This window comes from Nocardia sp. NPDC051900, assembly GCF_044452545.1.
GTDB lineage: Bacteria > Actinomycetota > Actinomycetes > Mycobacteriales > Mycobacteriaceae > Nocardia > Nocardia sichangensis.
On sequence record NZ_JBITBU010000001.1, the window covers coordinates 430,646 to 451,105 of the forward strand.

17 protein-coding genes are annotated in these 20,460 nt (G+C 70.1%); 7 read left to right on the forward strand and 10 right to left on the reverse strand.

The genetic code is table 11. The features are described from left to right. Positions 1-24: 24 nt before the first annotated feature. Positions 25-2,256, reverse strand: coding sequence for a hypothetical protein (locus ACIA5H_RS02025; RefSeq protein ID WP_397073229.1), 2,232 nt, complete (start codon positions 2,254-2,256; stop codon positions 25-27). Between the two features lie 568 nt (positions 2,257-2,824). On the opposite strand from ACIA5H_RS02025, the gene ACIA5H_RS02030 reads away from it, so the two are divergent. Next, positions 2,825-3,517, forward strand: coding sequence for a response regulator transcription factor (locus tag ACIA5H_RS02030; protein WP_397073231.1), 693 nt, complete (start codon positions 2,825-2,827; stop codon positions 3,515-3,517). Then, positions 3,514-4,770, forward strand: coding sequence for a sensor histidine kinase (locus ACIA5H_RS02035; protein ID WP_379254686.1), 1,257 nt, complete (start codon positions 3,514-3,516; stop codon positions 4,768-4,770). The genes ACIA5H_RS02030 and ACIA5H_RS02035 overlap by 4 nt, the downstream gene beginning before the upstream one ends. 4 nt (positions 4,771-4,774) lie before the next feature. Here ACIA5H_RS02035 and lepA read toward each other — a convergent pair whose 3' ends face one another. Beyond that, positions 4,775-6,652, reverse strand: a complete 1,878-nt coding sequence (lepA, locus tag ACIA5H_RS02040; protein ID WP_397073234.1) for a translation elongation factor 4 — start codon at positions 6,650-6,652, stop codon at positions 4,775-4,777. Positions 6,653-7,318: 666 nt separating this feature from the next. Between lepA and ACIA5H_RS02045 the strand changes: the two genes are divergently transcribed. Beyond that, a complete protein-coding gene (locus ACIA5H_RS02045; RefSeq protein WP_356966427.1) occupies positions 7,319-7,873 on the forward strand; it encodes a type II toxin-antitoxin system PemK/MazF family toxin in 555 nt (184 codons plus the stop codon). Positions 7,874-7,881: 8 nt separating this feature from the next. After that, positions 7,882-8,286: a DUF5360 family protein gene (locus ACIA5H_RS02050; RefSeq protein ID WP_355072368.1), complete on the forward strand. Its 405-nt coding sequence runs from the start codon at positions 7,882-7,884 to the stop codon at positions 8,284-8,286. 54 nt (positions 8,287-8,340) lie between these two features. On the opposite strand, the gene ACIA5H_RS02055 is transcribed toward ACIA5H_RS02050, so the two are convergent. Further along, positions 8,341-9,129, reverse strand: a complete 789-nt coding sequence (locus ACIA5H_RS02055) for an aquaporin (protein ID WP_355072367.1) — start codon at positions 9,127-9,129, stop codon at positions 8,341-8,343. A gap of 535 nt (positions 9,130-9,664) precedes the next feature. On the opposite strand from ACIA5H_RS02055, the gene rpsT reads away from it, so the two are divergent. Both rpsT and ACIA5H_RS02065 read left to right on the forward strand, forming a co-directional pair. Further along, the gene (gene rpsT, locus ACIA5H_RS02060; protein ID WP_355072365.1) at positions 9,665-9,925 is read left to right on the forward strand and encodes a 30S ribosomal protein S20; all 261 of its coding nucleotides are present in this window, start codon (positions 9,665-9,667) and stop codon (positions 9,923-9,925) included. A gap of 175 nt (positions 9,926-10,100) precedes the next feature. After that, positions 10,101-10,346 (forward strand): hypothetical protein, encoded by a 246-nt coding sequence (locus ACIA5H_RS02065; protein WP_379254682.1) that lies wholly within the window; start codon positions 10,101-10,103, stop codon positions 10,344-10,346. A gap of 6 nt (positions 10,347-10,352) precedes the next feature. On the opposite strand, the gene ACIA5H_RS02070 is transcribed toward ACIA5H_RS02065, so the two are convergent. Further along, positions 10,353-11,342 carry a helix-turn-helix domain-containing protein gene (locus tag ACIA5H_RS02070; protein WP_397073238.1) on the reverse strand — a complete coding sequence of 330 codons (990 nt, stop codon included), beginning with the start codon at positions 11,340-11,342 and terminating at the stop codon, positions 10,353-10,355. A gap of 125 nt (positions 11,343-11,467) precedes the next feature. On the opposite strand from ACIA5H_RS02070, the gene ACIA5H_RS02075 reads away from it, so the two are divergent. Next, positions 11,468-12,538, forward strand: coding sequence for an aldo/keto reductase (locus ACIA5H_RS02075; RefSeq protein ID WP_379254679.1), 1,071 nt, complete (start codon positions 11,468-11,470; stop codon positions 12,536-12,538). A 235-nt stretch (positions 12,539-12,773) separates the two neighbouring features. Here the strand turns inward: ACIA5H_RS02075 and holA are convergent, their stop codons facing one another. The 6 genes from holA to octT all read right to left on the reverse strand — a co-directional run bounded on the left by holA (position 12,774) and on the right by octT (position 20,264). After that, complete coding sequence (gene holA, locus ACIA5H_RS02080; protein WP_379254678.1) at positions 12,774-13,745, reverse strand: DNA polymerase III subunit delta; 972 nt, start codon at positions 13,743-13,745, stop codon at positions 12,774-12,776. A 149-nt stretch (positions 13,746-13,894) separates the two neighbouring features. Next, positions 13,895-16,657 (reverse strand): ComEC/Rec2 family competence protein, encoded by a 2,763-nt coding sequence (locus ACIA5H_RS02085; RefSeq protein WP_397073240.1) that lies wholly within the window; start codon positions 16,655-16,657, stop codon positions 13,895-13,897. Then, the gene (locus ACIA5H_RS02090) at positions 16,654-17,490 is read right to left on the reverse strand and encodes a helix-hairpin-helix domain-containing protein (RefSeq protein ID WP_397073242.1); all 837 of its coding nucleotides are present in this window, start codon (positions 17,488-17,490) and stop codon (positions 16,654-16,656) included. The genes ACIA5H_RS02085 and ACIA5H_RS02090 overlap by 4 nt, the downstream gene beginning before the upstream one ends. A 664-nt stretch (positions 17,491-18,154) precedes the next feature. Beyond that, positions 18,155-18,640 (reverse strand): GNAT family N-acetyltransferase, encoded by a 486-nt coding sequence (locus tag ACIA5H_RS02095; protein WP_397073244.1) that lies wholly within the window; start codon positions 18,638-18,640, stop codon positions 18,155-18,157. Between the two features lie 82 nt (positions 18,641-18,722). Then, on the reverse strand, positions 18,723-19,565 hold the full coding sequence (locus tag ACIA5H_RS02100; RefSeq protein ID WP_379254671.1) for a DegV family protein: 843 nt from the start codon (positions 19,563-19,565) through the stop codon (positions 18,723-18,725). 3 nt (positions 19,566-19,568) lie between these two features. Further along, positions 19,569-20,264 (reverse strand): diglucosylglycerate octanoyltransferase, encoded by a 696-nt coding sequence (gene octT / locus ACIA5H_RS02105; RefSeq protein WP_397073424.1) that lies wholly within the window; start codon positions 20,262-20,264, stop codon positions 19,569-19,571. Positions 20,265-20,460 lie beyond the last annotated feature (196 nt).

Consider the following 20,460-nt stretch of genomic DNA (forward strand, 5'->3'; position numbering starts at 1 on the left):
TCGTCGGAACCCGCTACGCCCCTGCTAGATCAGGGAGATGTCCGACGCATCGGACACGTAATGGTGCGTTTCCACTATGCCCGACTCCGGCAGCAGTGCACCCGAGAGGCTGCCACCCGAGGACAGCGCCAGTGCGGAGTGGTCGTAGGTGTAGTCGGCGACCGGGTAGACGGTGTCGGCCGGGTGGTCGAGCGCCAGCGGCGCCGAGATGCCGTGCGGCTTCGGGTCGATCACCTGCGGCTTGATCGGCGCCTGGGTGGGTACGGGGGCGGTGTAGGTCGGCGCGGACGGGGCGTGCGGCTCGACGGTGGGCGCCTGTGCGGGTGCGCTGTAGGTCGGCTGGTCCGGCGCCTCGTACGTCGGCTGCGAAGGCCTGCTCACCGTCGGTACGTCGCCGGTGGGCAGTTCGTGGGTCGGCACGTCGTTGGTCGGGTGGGTGCTGTTGGAGGTGCCACCGGTGCTCGGGCGACCCGTGACGCCACCCGGCGAGGTCGCGTCGTCACCCGGGGTGGTCGGCGCATGCGTCGGCGCCGGGGTCTGGGTGACCGTCGCGCCAGGGACCTTGGTGGGCGGCACGTCCGGAGCGGTGGTGACGCCTCCGTGCGGCACCGTGGTGGCGCCCGGGAGCTTCGTGACGTCGTGGTCCGGCGTCTTCGGCGCGGACGGGACGGTCACGTCGCCGGGAACGCTCGGCGTCGGCGTGGTCTTGACGATCGTCGTCGGCGCGGTGACGGTCGACGCGGGCGACTGGGCCGGGTGGGACGGATGCGGGTCGGTCCCGGGGGCCGGCTTCACCACGGGCGCCGGCCGTACCGCGTCGAACAGCGCGGGGACGGCCGCCGCGGGAGCGGTCAGCACGGATGGGCCCTCCGGAGCGGCGAACACATTCGCGATCGGGGTCGAGGCGGCGTCGGGCTGGATCGTGGTCTGCAGCGGGGTGGCCGCGACCACCGGTGCCGCGGCGACCGCCGCGGGTGCGGGCGCGGTCGCCGTGGCGGCAGGGGCCACCGGCGCGACCGCGCTCACGGGGGCGACGGACGCCGAGGCCGCCAGCGGCTGCGCGACGCTCGATGCCGTCGGCGCACCGGCCGCCGACGCGGACTGCGCGACGCCGGACGCCGCCGACGACTGCGTGGCGGACGCGCCCGATGACGTGAGCCCACCGAGCAGTCCGGAAGGGCCTTGGCTCAGCGCGTTCGGCTGGGCGGCCGCGCTGGCGGTGCCGTCCGGCAGATGGATGCCGTCGGCCAGATAGTCGGTGAATTCGTCGAGCTGATCGCCGACGTGCCCGACGGCGGCGTCGACCTTCATCTCGGAGGTGAAGTAGATCCCGTTCGGGCCGACCCCGAAGTCGACCGACCACTGGGTGCCGACGAACATTCCGAGATCGCCGCCCTGACCGACGCCGTCGAACGGATCGCCCGCCGCGTGCGCCGCACCGGCGCCGCTGTTGCCGGGCAGGTCGAAGACGGTGGAGCCGGGCGCGGTGAAGCCGTTCGCGCCGGGCAGGCCGAAGCCGTGCCCGGCTTGGCCGAGTCCGTGGCCGGGCAGGCCGAACCCGTGCCCGCCGGGCGCGTCGAGATCGTTCGCGGCGTCGGACCGGACGCCGGGCAGCGAGAAACCGTTGGACACGTGACCGTCGGTCCCCGGGATGGACAGTCCGCTCCCGGCATCCCCGTCCATGCCGGGGATCCCGCCGAGCCCGGGGACGCCGCCGCCGGAGTGTCCGGGCAGCTGCGTCCCGTGGCCGCCCGACTCGCCGGGCAGCGTCGGCAGCTGCATCCCCTGCGCGCCGGACTCGCCGGCCAGCGTCGGCAGTGGCATGCCGGCGTCGGTGCCGCTGTACTCGCCGGGGAGCGTGGGCAGCGCCCCGGCGGGGCCCGCGCCGGGGCCGGGCAGGGCGAACCCGGGCGCGGGATTGCCCGGTCCTGGCACCGGGTTTCCGTGCGCCACCGGGACATTCGAGCCATGCGAGAACGGCGCGGGCTCGACGACCGGGTCCGGGAAGGTGATCACCGGGCTCGGCTGGTCGGGATCGGGATCGGTGCTGTGCGCCCAGCCGGTGTGCCAGCTGTCGAGACGGGATTCGCCGGGCTGTGCGGGGACGCCGCCGCCGTTGGCGGCCACCAGCGCACCGCCGGTGACATAGGCGCCCGCCCGCGCGACCCTTGCGACGCCGGTGGCCACACGGTAGGCGGTGTCCCCCGCGCGGTCGGCCTCTTCGGTGTCGCCGTCGAAGGGCAGATCACGCGTCATGAAAGCTCCACTCTCGGTTGTTCAGCATCCTCACCACGCCGGTCCGACCGAGAGTGAAGATCACCCAACAGTATTTCGGGAATACTCCCCTGTCACATTCTCCAGGACTGGAGAGAATGCGACTGTGGCGGGCAACACAACCCTGCCATCCGATTTGCCGGATCGGAAGCCCCATTTCCGGCGGCCTCCCCGACCGCGCACAGTCTCGAATAGACACCGTCACCAGGCCTGATCGAAACGTGGCGAGTGCGCGGCGGCAAGAATTGAAGGAACTCTGAGAGTTGCCGACGGAGTGCCGAGGATTTGCTCTCCATCGAGGAATTCGACGAATCAGCCGTTCGGCGGCATGGACGCCGAGTTGGCCGGGACGCGAACGTATCGACCGGACGACTATCGGCCCATATCGACTTCCACTCGGCAGCATCGCGACGATCCACGTCTGCACACCGTCCGACACGTCCGTTACAAGTTTGCGCCGTGGCCAATGCCTCACTTTCCAATCCCGCGCATCGCGCACAACGGGCGCAGCCGACACCACGATCTCAGACTGTGGGATTAGATTGACCTCATGGCCGGACATCGAATCTTGGTCGTGGACGACGAGGTTCGCGTCCTCGCGTCGCTGCGGCGGGGACTGGAGCTCTCCGATTTCGAGGTCGTCACCGCGACCGACGGCGCCGAGGCCCTGAGCATGGTCCGCGCCACCACGCCCGACGCGATGGTGCTCGACGTCAACATGCCCGAACTCGACGGTGTCGGCGTGGTCACCGCGCTGCGGGCGATGGGCGACGACATCCCGATCTGTGTGCTCAGCGCGCGCACCGCGGTCAGCGACCGGATCGCCTGCCTGGAACGCGGAGCCGACGACTACCTCACCAAGCCGTTCGATCTCGGCGAGCTGGTCGCGCGGTTGAACGCGCTGCTGCGACGCAGGCGTAAACCGCTGGACCGCCCCGACCAGGCGCGCACGGTCGGGCAGGTGCGGATCGACCCCGCCGGACGCCGCGTGCTGGCCGGGGGCAGGCCGGTGGAGTTGACGAAACGTGAATTCGAGGTGCTCGCCCTGCTCGCCGAGCACATCGGGATCGTGCTCGACCGCGAGCAGATCCTGTCCGCAGTGTGGGGTTACGACTTCCCCACCGACACCAATGTCGTCGACGTCTTCGTCTCCTACCTGCGGCGCAAGCTGGAGGCGGACGGCGTACCCCGGATACTCCACACCGTGCGCGGCGTCGGCTTCGTCCTCCGGGAGGAGCCATGAGCGGATCGCCGTCGCTGCGCACCCGGGTAGCGGTCGTGTCGGGGGTGGTCGCGGCACTGGTCGCGCTCACCTTGACCATCACCTTCGCCACCCTGCTCGGCGCCACCGGTGAACGTCAGCTGGACGAGACCGTCTCGTCGATGGCGGTGCGGGTCGCCGCGCCGCGTGAAGCCGCGCCCGCGCAACCTGTTCCGCCGTCCGCGGCCACGCTGTCTCCCGAGCAGGGGCCCGCGGACGCGCGCGGACCCGTGGCGCCCGCGGACGCGGCGATCGCCCGGGTCGACGGGCTGCCCGGCGTGCTGGTCGCGCTCGATCCCGACCGCGACGTCGTGGAGGCGGCTATACATCGCAGCCAGCGCATCGGGCTCGGCATCGGCGTGGCGGGCGCGTTGCTGGCCGCCCTGCTCGGCTGGTTCCTCGCCGGGTTCGCCGCACGCCCGTTGCGTCGTCTCGCCGACGCCACCCACCGCATCGACACGTTGGAGAAACTGCCGCCGCTGTCCGGCCGCGGCGCGCGGGAAGCCGAGGAACTCTCCGACGCGATCACCCGCATGCTCGCCCGGCTGGAAGCCGCCCACCGCGCCACCCAACGGGCGCTGACCGGCGCACGCGACTTCGCCGCGGTCTGCGCGCACGAGTTGCGCACGCCGCTCACCGCGCTGCGCACCGACCTGCAAGTACTTGCCACCAAGGAGATTCCGGAACAGCAGCGCGGCGTGATCCTGTCCGAGATCCTCTTCGCCGAGCGGCAGATCGAGAACACGCTGACCGATCTGGAACGCCTCGCGGTCGGCGAACTCACCGAACCGGACGTCTTCGAGCCGTTCGACCTCTGCGACACCCTCGACCGCGCGGTGCACGACGCGCGGCGCGGGCATCCCGAGGTGCGGGTCGAACTCGCCGAATGCCCACCGATCACGGTGAACGGTCTACCGGGCGGCATCATGCTCATCGTCACGAATGCCGTCGCCAACGCCGTGCAACACGGCAAGGCCGGAACCGTCACCGTCAGCGCACGATCCGGCCCGGAGGACATCGTGGAGATCTACGTGGACGACGACGGTCGCGGCGTCCCCGAGGCGTTGCGCGGCGACGCCTTCGACCGCTTCGTCAAGGGCCCCGGTTCCCCCGGCTCGGGCCTCGGCCTGGCCCTGGTCCGTCAGCAAGCCGAATTGCATTCCGGCACCGCCGAACTCGACGAGAGCCCGATGGGCGGCGCCCGCCTGCGCGTACGGCTGCGCGCGGCGGGCTAGCCGCCTACTTCTTGTCCTTCGGCTTGTCCGAAGCGGCGTCCGAGGACAGCGCGGCCACGAAGGCTTCCTGCGGGACGTCGACGCGGCCGATCGTCTTCATCCGCTTCTTGCCTTCCTTCTGCTTCTCCAGCAGCTTGCGCTTGCGGCTGATGTCACCGCCGTAGCACTTGGCCAGCACGTCCTTGCGGATGGCGCGGATGTTCTCGCGGGCGATGATCTTCGACCCGATCGCGGCCTGGATGGGCACCTCGAACTGCTGGCGGGGGATCAGCTCGCGCAGCTTGGTGGTCATCTTGTGGCCGTAGGCCTGGGCGGCGTCGCGGTGCACGATCGCGCTGAACGCGTCCACCGCCTCGCCCTGCAACAGGATGTCCACCTTCACCAGCTGCGATTCCTGCTCGCCCGCCTCCTCGTAGTCGAGGCTCGCGTAACCGCGGGTGCGTGACTTCAGCGAATCGAAGAAGTCGAAGATGATCTCCGCCATCGGCATGGTGTAGCGCAGCTCGACGCGGGTCTCGGACAGGTAGTCCATGCCGCCGAGCTCGCCGCGGCGGGACTGGCACAGCTCCATGATCGAGCCGATGAACTCGCTCGGCGCGATGATGGTGCACTTCACCACCGGCTCGTAGACATTGCGAACCTTGCCTTCGGGCCAGTACGAGGGATTGGTGACGACGTGCTCGGCGCCGTCCTCCATCTCCACCCGGTACACCACGTTCGGGGCCGTCGAGATGAGGTCGAGGTCGAACTCGCGCTGCAGGCGTTCGCGCGTGATCTCCATGTGCAGCAGGCCGAGGAAGCCGCAGCGGAAGCCGAACCCGAGCGCGACCGAGGTCTCCGGCGTGTAGGTCAGGGCGGCGTCGTTGAGCTGCAACTTCTCCAACGCGTCGCGCAGGTCCGGGTAGTCGGAGCCGTCCACCGGATACAGACCGGAGTACACCATCGGGCGCGGCTCGCGATAGCCGGTGAGCGGTTCGGTCGCGCCGCCGCGCGCGCCGGTCACCGTGTCGCCGACCTTGGATTGGCGCACGTCCTTCACGCCGGTGATCAGGTAGCCGACCTCGCCGACGCCGAGCCCCTGGGTCGGTTTCGGCTCGGGCGAGACGATGCCGATCTCCAGCAGCTCGTGGGTCGCGCCGGTGGACATCATCTTGATCTTCTCGCGCGGAGTCAGCTTGCCGTCCACCACACGGACGTAGGTGACCACGCCGCGGTAGGTGTCGTAGACCGAGTCGAAGATCATCGCGCGGGCGGGCGCGTCCGCCTCGCCGACCGGCGGCGGCACCTGGGCGATCACCTGGTCGAGCAGATCGGCCACGCCCTCGCCCGTCTTGCCGGAGACGCGCAGCACGTCCGACGGATCGCAGCCGACGATGTGCGCCAGCTCGGCGGCGTAGCGCTCCGGGTCCGCGGCGGGCAGGTCGATCTTGTTCAGCACCGGGATGATCGTCAGATCCTTCTCCAGCGCCAGGTACAGGTTGGCCAGCGTCTGCGCCTCGATGCCCTGCGCGGCGTCGACCAGCAGGATCGCACCCTCGCACGCCTCCAGGGCGCGCGACACCTCGTAGGTGAAGTCGACGTGGCCGGGTGTGTCGATGAGGTGCAGCACGAAATCGGTGCCCGCGTGCTCCCCCGTCCGGGGGGTCCAGGGCAGCCGCACGTTCTGGGCCTTGATGGTGATGCCGCGCTCGCGCTCGATGTCCATCCGGTCCAGATACTGCGCACGCATCTGCCGCTCTTCGACCACACCGGTCAGTTGCAGCATCCGGTCGGCCAGCGTCGACTTGCCGTGGTCGATGTGCGCGATGATGCAGAAGTTCCGGATCCGGGCGGGATCGGTGAACGTCGTGTCGGCGAAGCTGGCGGGCACTCCACTCCTCATGGGTATCGGCAAACTGCCGTCTATCGTCCCATGGTGCTCTGCCAGTTTTTGCAGCGCCTTCGGCGCTGCGTGTTCGCGGCCCCCTCATGGCTCGCGCCCGAGCGGGCGAGACTCGCGACTACGTCGCATGCGCTTCCCCCACTCGGACACGAGCCGGGCCGCGAACGGTGCTCGTAAGACTCGCACCCTGGCGGGTCGAGAGTGTGATCGAGCTGCGGATCCTTCCTTTACCCGGGGCGAATGGACGGACGCAGCTGAGCCGGTGACGGCTGGGGATGAGCCAGTGGATATGTCGCAGACGCTTCGGGCAGTCGGACATGAAGTGCGCCGCGATGGTCGCGGTGCGACGCTGCGCCCCGCGCGACCGCTCATGGTCACGATTACTGTCTGCCTGCGCATTGCGCGAAGAATGCGCTGAGGCCACGCTTCGAAGATGTCACCGCCCGCACCGTCGCCACCGTCGGGCGCGCCGCGCCGTCCTCCGCTGCGTTCATCGCGCTCGGTCTCGGCGTACCTTGCCAACGGGGCAGGGAGCCGGACATGTCCGATCGGTCCCGGATCGGCGGGCACATCCGCTTCCATAGCTCGCTCGCAGACGAATGGCCCCCGCGACACAACGGTTCCCACGCGGGTGATATGCGGCGGGTGCGCCGTTATTCTCCTGGGATGGCCCGAAGTTGGAACACCCTCGGCAAGCAGATCGGTCTCATCGCTAAGCAACAGGGGCCCAAGATCGTCAAGCAGCAGGGTCCCCGGCTGGTCGACCGGCTGGTGTGGTCGCTGGCCCAGCGGCGCACGGCCGTGGGCGTCACGGTGCGGCCCGCCGCGTCGACGCCGGTCCCGACCGCCGAGCGGGCGCGGCAGATCGTCTACTCGCCGCAACTGGACGGCCGTGCCGATCCCGGGGAGATCGTCTGGACCTGGGTGCCGTTCGAAGAAGACCCGAGCAACGGCAAGGACCGGCCGGTGCTGGTGGTGGGCCGGGACCGTCGCACGCTGCTGGGGCTGATGCTGTCGTCGAACCCGGAGCGCGCCTACGACCGCAACTGGATCGGCATCGGCAGCGGGTCCTGGGACCACGACAACCGCCCCAGCTGGGTGCGGCTCGATCGGGTGCTCGACGTGCCGGAGGCGGGCATCCGCCGCGAAGGCGCGATCCTGCCCCGCAAGACCTTCGATCTGGTCGCCCACCGGCTCTGCGCCGAATACGCCTGGCACTGAGGCAGGCCATGGCACGCGTGCTCGGACCGACCAAGATCGCCATGCTGATCACCGACGTCGGTTTCCTGCTCTACTGGGCGATCGCGTTCGCCCAGGTGATTCCGCCCGAATGGGCATACAAGGATTACACCGACCCGATCCTCAGCGACTGGAACTACTCGTTCGTCGTACTCGACCTCGCCGCGAGCGCCACCGGCTTGGCGAGCCTGTGCCGCTCGCCCGGTTGGCGCACCCTGATGACCGTCTCGCTGACCCTGACCAGTGTGGCGGGGCTGCAAGCCATCGCGTTCTGGACACTGCGCGGCGATTTCAGTCCGCTGTGGTGGGTGCCCAACCTCTTCCTGCTGCTCTTCCCGATCCCGGCGCTGGTCACCTTGGTGTGCACCGCACCGCAGGAGCGCACCGCGAGCTGACCGCCCAGCCACAGTGATCGACCCCGGCCGAGTGACCGGGGCCGAACGCCTTCGTCAGGAGATCATTTCGCGGGAACGGCCGAACAGCAGGCCGTACAGCAGCGCGCCGAGTGCGCCGCCGATCAGCGGGAACACGATGAACGCCCAGACCTGCCCCATCGCGCCGTCCTGGTAGGGCGCCACGGCGAGGCTGCGTGCCGGGTTCACCGAGGCGTAGTCCACCGGAATCGCCACCAGGTTGATCACCGCCAGCGTGGCGCCGATGGACAGGCCGGCCAGCGGCACGTCGGAGAGCTGATCGGTGGAGGACAGCACGACGAAGACCAGCAGCGCCGTGAGCATCACCTCGACGATGATCGTGGCGGCGATGCCGAACCCGTTCTGCACCACCACCTCGCCCAGCGGCCCCCGAATCGCCGATGGACTGTGCTTGCCCCACCCGTTCGCGGCGAGGCCGTCGACCGACCGGTCGTACGACGGCAGGTTCTTGGCCAGCGCGAACAACACGAGACCGGCGAGGAGCCCGCCGATCAGCTGCGAGATCACGTACCCCGCCGCGGACACGCCGCTGATCCGGCCGAGCAGCAGATGCCCCACGGTCACCGCCGGGTTCACGTGGCAGCCCGAAATCGGCCCGATCGAATAGACGAGAAACATCAGCGACAGGCCGAAGGCGAGCGCGATGCCCAGCGGACCGACCTTCTCCCCCGCCAGCACCGCGGTGCCGACACCGCCGATCACCAGGACGAAGGTGCCGAGCGCCTCCGCGCCCCATTTCTTGCTCTCGGGAACCGGTTTGTTCTCGACAGCCTCTTCGACTACTTCCTGGGCCGTTGGAGACATCTGTCCACCTTCCGCGTTCCAGACATGTACTCGGACGAGTCGTGGTACCGCTTCGGCAACGCCAGCCGCTCGAAAGCAACGGTTGCTAGGAGGACGCTACGCGAGTCGTGTGATCTCTACAACGACTTCGGGCCGGTCGAACCGCCGCCCGAGAAGAGGCCCTTCAGCGGCGGCGTATCGCGTAGTGGCGGCCCACCCCGACAGACACGTGCTGCTCGGTGCCTGCGTGCGCCGGCCGGCCGTGAGCCCGACCACGCGCCGGTCCACGCTTCGACGCGGGCGTACTCTCGCCCGGAGACCGTCGTGCCGATCCCCGCAGCCGGATCGCGGGTGGAACTCGCCGGTCGCCAGGGAAGCCCAGCGCGGTGCCGTGTCCGGTATCGACCGGGCCGGGTCCGGTGTCGGATTTCGCGTGCCGAACGGTGACTGGTAACCTCGACCTTCGGCGCTGCGCTACCCGTTCCATTCGGGTATGTCGCGCGCTCGATGAACTTTCCCAGGACAGACCTACCAGACAGGAACACGAGGAACCGGCGTGGCCAACATCAAGTCCCAGCTGAAGCGGATCCGCACCAACGAGGAAGCGCGCAAGCGCAACCAGTCGGTCAAGTCCGCGCTGCGCACCGCCATCCGCAGCTTCCGCGAGGCCGCTGCCGCGGGTGACAAGGAAGCCGCCGCCGCGCGCCTGCAGTTCGCCAGCCGGAAGCTGGACAAGGCCGCCTCGAAGGGCGTCATCCATGCCAACCAGGCCGCCAACAAGAAGTCGGCCCTGTCGCTGGCTTACAACAAGCTCTGATTCACCCGGTACCGCGCGCCGGTACCGCACTCGTGGTGTGACGCAGCCGTCGTGGCCTCGATGACCACGGCGGCTTTTGTCGTGCCCGGACAGCAATCTGGCTCCCACGCCGTTTCAGCTGCTGTTTCGAGATTCGGCCCGCGCTGTGTCGGAGGTTCCAGCTACCATTCCGCGCATGGTAACCGTGTATGCCAATCAGACGGTCGTTCGCGCCGAGGACCTGCCGGACGTGATCCGCGCGGCCGAGGTGCTCGGATTCGGACTGAAGATCGAGAATGTGCTGGTTCCCGACGACGACGGCGGTTACTCGTTGGAGTGGATCGTCACGCGGGACGAGGACGTGCCCGCCTACGAGGAGTGGGAAGGCCGCTACGAAGACGCGGACGACGACGGCGAGCTGGTTCTGACCTCCACGGAATAGCCCCGATCACCGCGTATCAAGGTCGGCGGTGAGCCGGTCGAGCGCCGTCTGGGAGTCCGCGTCGGCGGCGCGGTAGATGACGATCCGCTGGTCGGGATCCTGCACGGGCATGAGCACCTCGTAGCTGACGACCAGCGGACCCACCACCGGATGCCGCAGCGGCTTGTTCCCCCGACCCTGCACGCGGACGTCGTGGCGGGCCCATGCCTGCTCGAACTCCGCGCTGTGGGCGGTGAACTCGGCGATCAGGTCGGCCAGCGCCCGGTCCTCCGGATGCGCGGCCCATGCCGCGCGCAGATCCGCGATGCCCTCCCGGATGATGCGCTCCCGCTCGACATAGAAATCTCGCATGCCCGGGTCGAGCAGGCACAACCACATGGAGTTGCGCTGCCGCTCCGGCAGCGCGCCGAAGTCCGTGATCAACGCCGCCATCTCCCGATTCCAGGCCAGGATGTCGTAGCGGTGGTTGACCAGCATCGCGGGCAGCGGGGACAGATCGCGCACCAGCATGGCCAGTGCGGGCGCGGGCACCGTGCTCGGCTTGCCGCTGTCCGGCTGCCGCTGTCGCGCCAGATCGAACAGGTAGGCGCGCTCGTCGTCGTTCAAGCACAGGGCCCCCGCCAGCGCGTTCAGCACGTCCACCGACGGCCGCAGGCCCCGCCCCTGCTCCAGCCGCACGATGTAGTCGGTGCTCACGCCTGCCAGTTCGGCCACCTCTTCCCGGCGCAGCCCCGGCGTCCGGCGCGCCTGCTTGCGCTGCGGCAAGCCGAGATCCTCCGGCGTCAGCCGCTCCCGGCGAGCCCGCAAGAAGGCGGCCATCTCCTGCACTCGATCCGCGCCGCTGCCGGACCCCGCGCGCGTGCGCGAACTCCCGCCGCTGGACCCGAGGTCGCGGCGCTGGGTCGAATCAGCGCCGCTCCCGGGTCCGGCGTGATTACGCGGGCTGCCGCCACCGGAGGTGAGGTCGCGGCGCTGTGTGGGGTGCACGGTGCTCATCACCGTCGATCCTACGGCTGCCTAGGACTGGCTTTCCCAGGATGAAGCTTCCCTTACTGGTCCTCGCGCGGCGCTGAAGACTGGCTTCCGGCAACGAGACATCGCGAAAACACAAGGAGCTGGACATGTCCGGAGCTCGCACCCTCGACACCTACCGGCTGCTCGGCCGCTCGGGCCTTCGGGTGTCACCCCTGTCCCTGGGAACCATGACCTTCGGCGCCGATTGGGGCTGGGGCGCGGACCGGGACGAGGCCCGCAAGATCTTCGACACCTATGTCGAGCGCGGCGGCAACTTCATCGATACGGCCAACCAGTACACCAACGGCACCTCCGAGCAACTGCTCGGCGAATTCACCGCGGACAACCGCGAAAGCTTGGTGCTGGCCACCAAATACACCATGCTGCGCCGTCCTGGCGACCCGAATTCCGGTGGCAACCACCGCAAGAGCATGGTCGGCTCGGTGGAGGCCAGCCTGCGCAGGCTGAACACCGACTACATCGACCTGCTCTACTTGCACGCCTGGGATTTCCTGACCCCCGTCGAGGAGATTCTGCGCGGTATGGACGATCTGGTGCGCTCGGGCAAAGTGCTCTACGTCGGCATCTCCGACGCGCCCGCCTGGCAGATCGCCCGGATGCAGACCATCGCGGACCTGCGCGGCTGGTCGCCGCTGATCGCGCTGCAGATCGAATACAGCCTGATCGAGCGGACCGTCGAGCGCGACCTCATCCCGATGGCGCGCGAACTGGGCCTCGGTGTGATTCCGTGGTCACCACTGGCCAGCGGTGTGCTCACCGGCAAGTACAGCCGCGCCGACCTCGACCACCAGGCGGACGGTTCGCCCGAAGGCAGCCGCAAGAACGTGGCCGCCGCCAACGGCTCGCTCACCGAACGCGGCCTCGCCATCGCCGACGTCGTGAAGCAGGTCGCGGACGAGATCGGCAAGACACCCTCGCAGGTCGCGCTGGCCTGGACGCTGCGCGAGCCCGGAGTCACCTCGCCGATCATCGGCGCGCGCACGGCGGCGCAACTGGAGGACAACCTCGGCGCCCTCGACGTGGAATTCGACGCCACCCAGCTCGCGAGGCTGGACCAGGCCAGTGCGGTGGATCTCGGATTCCCGCACGAATTCCTCAACCGCCCCATGACCCAGAGCGTCACCTTCGGTGACCTGAAGATCGAAGGGCGCGTCTGAGCGTCGATCCGATGCGGCGGTGCGAAGCGAGACCCGCACCGCCGCATCGGATCGCACCTGATCGGCGGCGCGGCCGGTCTCCGGCGAGCTGCCGTCCGCCGTGCATGGGTACCCTGCCGAGTTGGGTGGTGACCAGCCCCGCATGGCGTTGACCCAGCGGGAACCAGGACCGAGGCTGAACCCTCTGAAGCGTGTGCTCCGGCGAACGGGTTGGAACGGGTCGACCGGACCCGGATCAGCTCGCGCCGTGCAGATCGAGGATTCGGGTGAGGGCGTGTTCCAGCGCGTAGCCCGCGTCGGCGGCGCCGCCTTTCACGTCGGCGTTGAGGGTCGCGACCACCTGGAGGGCGGAGCCGATGGTCGCGGGGGTCCAGTTGCGGGCCTGGGCTTGCGCTTTCTTCACCTTCCACGGCGGCATGCCGAGCTGCTGGGCCAGCTTGAACGGGTCGCCGCGCCCGGCCGAACCGACGCGCGCGATGGTGTGCACCGAGTCGGCGAGCGCGTCGGCGAGCAGGACATGCGGAACGCCGCGGTCGTTCGCCCAGCGCAGCGCCTCCATCGCACCGGGGCGATCCCCGGCCACCGCGAGCTCGGCCACGTCGAACCCGGAGACCTCGGCCTTGCCCGAGTAGTAGCGGCGCACGGCCGCGACATCGATCTTCCCTCCGGTGTCCGCGGCCAGCTGCCCGCACGCCGCGGCCAGCTCACGCAGGTCCGAGCCCACCGATTCCAGCACCACTTGGACGACCTCGCCCGACACCCGCACTCCGGCGTTGCGGAACTCACCGCGCACGAACTCGACGCGCTCGGCGGCCTTGGTCAATTTGGCACAGTCGTGGGTGACGGCACCGGCTTTCTGCAGCGCGGCGGCCAGCGCCTTGGCCCGTCCGCCACCGGAGTGCACAACGACCAGCAACACACCCTCGGGCGGGCTCTGCGATGCCTCGGTGATCACCGCGACCGCGTCCTTACCCGCCTCGGCCGCCGCCTCGAGGATGATCACCCGGTCCTCGGCGAACAACGAGGGGCTCAGCAGTTCGGCCAGCTCGGCGGTACTCGCGTCCCCCGCGCGCAGGCGATCGACCGGCACCGCGGCCGGGTCCGGAGCCAACGCCCTCACCTGCGCGGTGAGCGCGCCCAGCGCCCGCTCGATCAGCAGTTCCTCTTCCCCGAGCACCAGATGCACGGGCGCAGGCCGCTCGCTCACGACGGCGCCTCCTCGTCGCCGGAGGGCGTCGTGCTCGATGGCTCTGCCGCCTTGCTCCATTCGCCGCGCTCGTCCACAGCCCGATCCTACGGTCAACGACCGACACCCCACCCCGGCCAGGGGCAGTCGCGGCACGCGTGATCCGCCGGTCATCGCGAACTCGTCATACGCAAGTGGCCGCCTCCGGCCGAGACCACGATGTCGCCGTCCAGGTCCGTGCGTACCACCGTCGCGCCGAGGGCCGACAAGTCCGCGAGGACGGTGGGGGCGGGATGCCCGAAGGCGTTGTCCGCGCCGACGCTCACCAGCACCAGACGCGGACGCACCGCGTCGAGGAATTCCTTTGTGGTGGTGCGTGATCCGTGGTGCGGAAGTTTGAGGATCTCCGCCTGGATGGGAATTCCGGCGTGCATCAGAGCCCGCTGCGCGGTGGCCTCGATGTCCCCGGTGAGCAGAATCCTGCCGGCGGGCGTGCGAGCGGTGACGACCACCGAACGGTCGTTGGCGCCCTCGGTTTCCGCGCCCCGGACCGGTCGCGGACCGTTCCTTGCCGGTGCTAGCACCTCCAGTTCGATCGACCCGAAACTCAGAACATGTCCGGCCGACAATTCCAGCAGCGGCACTCCCGCGCTCCTGGCGATGGCCGCGACCTGGGTGAGACCGGAGGCAGCGGCATGCGCGTCACCCGATGGACGCGCCTGGCTCCGCACCCCGTATCCGACTGGTCGACAGTCGATTTGCGCGTGTCCCAGCACGGAAGCGGCGCGATCGTGGCTGCCCGGCAACCGGCTTCGCGCATCTCCTCGGCCGAACGAAACGATTCGGTCTTCCCGGGCATGACCTTTCGCGAACCCGCTGAGCCGGTGCACCTCCGCGGCCGGTGCGGTGGCGGGCACGGAAGCGCACCCGAGCCCCGCTTCGGGCGTCGACCGATCGTGTGCGGGTGGCGCGAGCACGTCGAGCTCGTGGACGCCGACGGCGATCGCGTCGACCGTGCGGCCGTGCAGCGCGCCTGCGAGCCCGTCGATGTGATCCGCGTGCGGATGGGTGAGGATCAGCAGCGGGATGCGCGAGACGCGCAAACGATCCAGGCAGGTCCGGATCGGACGCGGATCCGGCCCGGCATCGATGACCACGGCGGCGCCGGGACCGACCGACAGCGCGAGGCCATCACCTTGGCCGACGTCGCACGCCGCGAGGACCCAGCCGGTCGGCGGCCAACCTGGGTGCCAGAGCCGCACCGGGACCAGGACCACCGCGACGCCGACCACGACCGCGGCGGCGATCCGCCGCACCGGGCGAGCGCGCAATGCCGCGACCACGCCCACCACGACGGCACTCGCGATCAGACCTCCCGCCAGGCCACCCGGGACCGCGACGGACGCGCCGGGCAGCGCGGCCGCGTGGCGGGCCACCCACAACAGCCACCACAGCGGCGGTGCCGCGCAGCGCAGCGCCAACTCGGCCGGCGGCGACCACAGGCTCGACAGCGCGGCACCGGTTGCCCCCGCGACGGTGATCGGCGCGACGACCGGTGCGACCAGCACGTTCGCGAGGACGGCGACCAGGCTGAGCTGTCCGGTGAGCGCGATCATGATCGGCGTCGTGACCACGAACGCCCCGGCGGACACGGCCACTGTCTCGGCGGGCACCCGCCACCATCCCCTGGCGCGCAACCAGTCGGCCCAGCTCGGCGCCAACAGGATCAGGCCACCCGTCGCGACGACCGACAACGCGAACCCCGCGTCGACGGCGAGCCCCGGCCAAAGGGCTAGCAACGCGATGATCGCGGCGCACAACGCGGGCAGCGCCTGTTTACGACGGCCGGTGAGCACGGCGAGCAGGGTGATCGCGCCCATCGCACCGGCGCGCAGCACACTCGGGTCCGGCCTAGTGACGACGATGAACATCAGCAGCGCCACGGCGGCGACGGCCGTAGCACCGCGCGGTCCGAGCGTCAGCAGGCGTACGACGAGCAACACCACCGAGAGCAAGATCGTGAAATTCGCGCCGCTGACCACTGTCAGGTGTTGCAGCCCAGCGATCTTGAAATCCTCGCGCACCTGTTCGGGCAACGCCGAGGTATCGCCGACGACCAGCGCCGGCAGCAGCCCTGCGGCGTCGGCCGGCAGGGCTCGCGGCGCCGACGCCGCGAAGTCGGCGCGCACCGTATCGGCGGCGCGCTGCCACCACGGCAGCGGTCCGGCGGTAGTGGGCGCGCCCTGCGCATGCAGCGTGACGACGGTGAGGTCGGATCGGCGCGGCATCTCCACCCTGGCGCGGAACTCGACCGGCCCGCCCGGTGACAAGTCACCCCACTCCGGACCGGAAGCCAGGACGACCACCGCGCCACCGGCACGTACCGTCACCCCGCCGCGGCCGTACTCGCGCAGATCCGCCCGGACCACCCATTGACGATCCGCGCCGGAGACCTTGGCGCGCAGCGGTTTCGGATCGTCTGTCGGAATGACCACCACACGCACCGACTGCCCGGCCGAAGCCCGCAGCGGATGGGTCGCCACGCGATGTTCCCGCCATGCCGCCGCGGCCGCGAACCCCGCGCCGAGCACCACGGCGGCGAGGGCAACCACCGCCACCGCTCGTCGGCGTTCGCCGCGGTGCGCGGTCACCCACAACAGCAACACCCACAACCCGATGGCCGAGACCGTCAACGCGATCGCCAGCGCGATCCCGGCCCGCCACCCCGCCGCCACCGCCACGATGGTCGCACCCCAGCAGCACAAAGCGGCGGGCAGCAGGCGAGCGTCGAGTGCCTGAACGACGCCGGGCTCCTCCGACGCGACGCCCTCCCCCGAACCTCGAACGGCTCCGGCGCGCGGGCGGGCCATGGACGATTCCGTATCGGCACCCAGCTTCCGGCGAACCAGTTCGAGCAACCCGGCGGCGTTCATACCCGCACCAGATCACGCAGCCGCGCCAAGCGGGCGGGGCCGATGCCGTCGACTTCACCGAGCTGCTCGATCGTGCTGAAGCGACCGTTGGTGGTACGCCAGTTGACGATCGCGCGTGCGGTGACGGGCCCGACACCGGGGAGAGCATCGAGTTCGGCTTCGGAGGCCGTGTTGAGGTCGATCCGGCTCGCCGGGCTCGACGGACGGCTCGGCGCGGCGGCGGACCCGGTGGATGGGCGCCCGCCTGCGCCGATCGTGCCGCTGCCCTGCTGCGACGCGCCCGAACTCGGCGCGGCCGGACCGACCTGCACTTGATCGCCATCCGACAGCCGCTGCGCCAGATTCAGGCCGGTGGTGTCCGCGCCTTCACTCGGGCCGCCCGCCGCGGCGAGCGCGTCGGCGACACGCGAACCGTCGGGGAGACGAACCAAACCGCTGCGGTGGACCAGGCCGACCACGCTGACGACCAATTCCGTCGTCGGCGGGCCGGGATCGACTGCCCGCGGTGGCGCTCCGCCCGCGCTCATGGTGGCAGCACTGGTTGTCGCCAAGGCGACGCTCTGTCCGATCGGCAACGGCGGCACCGTGTGAGCGATCGGGCGTTCGCGGAACACGACCACCCCGGCGACGACCATCGCGGCAAGGCCGACAAGCGCGAGCGTACGGACCCCGTAACGCCCCGGATCGAGCCGCAGACCCCGGAACCGTTCGGGCACGAGGCGGTGCAGCCGATTCGCGCCGGGCACCGGCTCCTCCAGCCAGCCGGGCGACCGAACTCGGCCGACATCGTCTTCGGACTCCCGGTCGGGCGCGGGATGGCCGGGCAGCCGCACGAGATCCCATTTCCCCGCGGCAGCAGGACGGCTCGCGGGCCGGGCCTCACCGGTTTGCGCTGCACTATCGGAGTGGTTTCTCACGGGTGCCGACCGGCGGTCGCCTTCGTCATCCTCGGATTCGGCGGGGCGGGCATCCGCCACCTTCTCGGCATCGGGTGCGGGCCGCGTCTCCCCAGCTGTGGGACCGGGGCGGACGACAGGCGGCGTCCGGCCCGTCTGCCACCCGAGACCCACTGGACGCGAGGCATTTTCGTCCGCAGTCGATGGGCGTGCGACCGTGCTCGATCGACCCCGGTATGGGACGGCCATGGCGGTGCGGCTCGGACGATCCGGCTGCCCCGTTTCCCCCACGGGCACGCTACGCGCAGACCGCGCCGTCTCCCATCCAGACGGTCCGTGCTCCGCATCGGGCCCGGCCCTCCCGGTGCCGACACCGGCCGTCATGCTCGCGCCGACCCGGGCGGTCAGCTCACCCAATCGCCGCCGTACCCGCTCGCGTTCGTCCTGTCGTGACATGGCCGCGACGGTAGTGCGGGCAGACGCCGAAAAGACCCGTCCGACCAGCGGATTCGACGAACCTGTTGACAACCGCGGCCCTGTGCACAACTCGCCGGGGAACAGTGGCGGCTATGCCGGGACACGCCGTGGCTCTGTGCCTCCCTCAGCCCAGATCCTTGGCGAAGCAGTTCGACAGGGGAAGCACTTCGTACGGCGAGAAGATCGGAACTCGGTGGTAACCGCTGCGTTCGTAGAAGCGGACGGCCTCCGGTTGCAGGTGACCGGTTTGCAGGATCAGTCGGGGGCGTCCAGCGGCGCGGGCGGCATCCTCGGCGGCGGTGAGCAATAGCGCCGCCGCGCCCGAGCCGCGATGCGCGGGGCGGACGAACATCCGCTTGACCTCGAGTTCCTCCCCGTTCCACCGCAGCGCGGCGTGACCGACCGGACCATCGGAGTACGCCACGAAAGTGCTGTGCACAGTGGCGGAATCCACCGCGTTCGGGTTCGTGGGCAGTTGCCTGGCCAGATGCGCGTAGCACGGCCCGACCTCGGCCGCCATCTCCGCGCGCAACGTCACCGCGTCCGGATGGTCCCAGTCCACGGCGGCCACGGTGAGCGGAGGACGGACCGGCGGATTCGCGGAACTCATGCTCCGACGCTAGCCGTACGCCGGGCGACGCGCTCGCATTCGGATCACCGAGATCGTTGTCCGCCCGAAGACCCGCACACGCTCAGCGACACCCGCCGGGGACGACGAGCACGCCGAGCGCCCCCAACCCGAGATGCACCGCCAGCGCGGGCCCGAACTCGGCGACGATGAGTTCTTCCAGGCCGGGAACGAGTTCCCGCAACTGGCCCGCGATGGTCTGGGCGGCGTCCTCGGCGCCCAGATGCTGCACGGCCACCGCGGCGCCGTCCTCGCCCGCCGCGTCGACTGCCGCGGCGACGAGTTTCGCGTACGCCTTGGAGCGCGTCCTGACCTTCTCCCGCAGCTCCAGCCGTCCCTCGACGATCTGCAGCAGCGGCTTGGTGACCAGCTCGCTGCCGAAGAACGTCGCCGCCGACGACAGCCTGCCGCCGCGCCGCAATTGCTCGGTGCGATTGACCAGGATGAACGTGCGGGCGCGCGCGGCGGCCGCCACCGCCGCGTCGTACACCACGTCCAGCGGCGCTCCCGACTCGGCACGCCGGGCGGCGGCCAGCACGGGCAGCCCGGTGGCCAACCCGGCTCCGAGCGAGTCGACCAGCCGGACGCGGTCGGCGGCGTCCATGTCGCGCACGGCCTGCCGACCGGCCTCCCATGTGCCCGACAGCCGCCGGGAAAGGTGCACCGCGACGACGCCGTCACCGCCGCTGCGCTCCAAGGCCCGCTCGTACACCTCCCGCAGCTCGCCGGGCGAGGCGGCCGAAGTGGTCACGGTGTCGGAGGCATAGTCGATCTCGACCGGGTCGACGCCTTCCCGCATCGCCCGGTCACCGACCAGGACGTGCAGCGGGACGACGGCGATATCCAGCTCGTCGACATGTTCGGCAGGGAGGCTGGCGGACGAATCGGTGACGACCACGACTGCCACGGACTACCGAACCTCCTGCAGGGTCTTGACCATCGCGTTGGCCACCGCCGTGTGACCGTCCCAGCCCCAGTGGATGCCGTCCGGATTCGCCTCGCCGGAGAAGATGTTGTCGCGCACCGCTTCCCCCAGGTCGACCAGCGGCACCGAAGTCCGGTTCGACCAAGAGCGCAGCGCCTCCACCGCCCGTGGCCGCCCGGAGTGCACGCGGCCGTAGGCCTCGCAGTCGTGCACCGAGGGCAGCACCGCGACGACCGGCAGGTCAGGGCGCAACTGCGCCAGCGCCGTGCGGCCCTGTTCCAGATAGTCGACACTCACCTTCGGCGGAAGCGCCACGGGCCTGCCGAGTTTTGACAGCTTGGGCTGCAGCCAGTTGTAAGTGGCGCGGACGACGCGGCGCAGCGCGGGCGGGCGCACGTAGCGGATCAGTTCGCGCAGCGCGGTGGGCAATGGCGAGGGCAGCGTGTCCATGCCGCCGACGGCGAAGACCACCGCACCGGCGCGCGGCACCGCCGCCCACACCCGAGGATCGCCGATCAGGGCCCAATAGGCGTCGCGGCAGGTCCAGCCGATCCGGGCGACCAATTCGACGTCCCAATCCAGTTCGGCCGCAACGAGGTTCGGCCAGATACGCGGATGGTCGGCAGGCAGTCCGCCCTTGGGCCCGAAGTAGGACAGGGAGTCGGCGATCACCAGCAGCACCGGGCGCCCGGCTTCGCGCGTTTCGGCGGGTTCGTCGGCGCCCGCGGATTCCGGAGCGACAGCGGCGAACTCGGGCGCAGCGAGTTCAGGTTCTCCTGGCACAGCGGATCCGGGCGTCGCGGACTCGATCACGGCGTCTGTCGGCGCGGGCGATGCGGAAATCGCGTCGGCCGCGGACCCCTCTCTTGCCGGAGCA

Bases quoted from the DNA above. Each gene is read 5' to 3' on its own strand.
- ACIA5H_RS02025 (WP_397073229.1), bottom strand. From the start codon at position 2,256: ATGACGCGTGATCTGCCCTTCGACGGCGACACCGAAGAGGCCGACCGC.
- ACIA5H_RS02030 (WP_397073231.1), top strand. From the start codon at position 2,825: ATGGCCGGACATCGAATCTTGGTCGTGGACGACGAGGTTCGCGTCCTC.
- ACIA5H_RS02035 (WP_379254686.1), top strand. From the start codon at position 3,514: ATGAGCGGATCGCCGTCGCTGCGCACCCGGGTAGCGGTCGTGTCGGGG.
- lepA (WP_397073234.1), bottom strand. From the start codon at position 6,652: ATGAGGAGTGGAGTGCCCGCCAGCTTCGCCGACACGACGTTCACCGAT.
- ACIA5H_RS02045 (WP_356966427.1), top strand. From the start codon at position 7,319: ATGGCCCGAAGTTGGAACACCCTCGGCAAGCAGATCGGTCTCATCGCT.
- ACIA5H_RS02050 (WP_355072368.1), top strand. From the start codon at position 7,882: ATGGCACGCGTGCTCGGACCGACCAAGATCGCCATGCTGATCACCGAC.
- ACIA5H_RS02055 (WP_355072367.1), bottom strand. From the start codon at position 9,129: ATGTCTCCAACGGCCCAGGAAGTAGTCGAAGAGGCTGTCGAGAACAAA.
- ACIA5H_RS02065 (WP_379254682.1), top strand. From the start codon at position 10,101: ATGGTAACCGTGTATGCCAATCAGACGGTCGTTCGCGCCGAGGACCTG.
- ACIA5H_RS02070 (WP_397073238.1), bottom strand. From the start codon at position 11,342: ATGAGCACCGTGCACCCCACACAGCGCCGCGACCTCACCTCCGGTGGC.
- ACIA5H_RS02075 (WP_379254679.1), top strand. From the start codon at position 11,468: ATGTCCGGAGCTCGCACCCTCGACACCTACCGGCTGCTCGGCCGCTCG.
- ACIA5H_RS02085 (WP_397073240.1), bottom strand. From the start codon at position 16,657: ATGAACGCCGCCGGGTTGCTCGAACTGGTTCGCCGGAAGCTGGGTGCC.
- ACIA5H_RS02095 (WP_397073244.1), bottom strand. From the start codon at position 18,640: ATGAGTTCCGCGAATCCGCCGGTCCGTCCTCCGCTCACCGTGGCCGCC.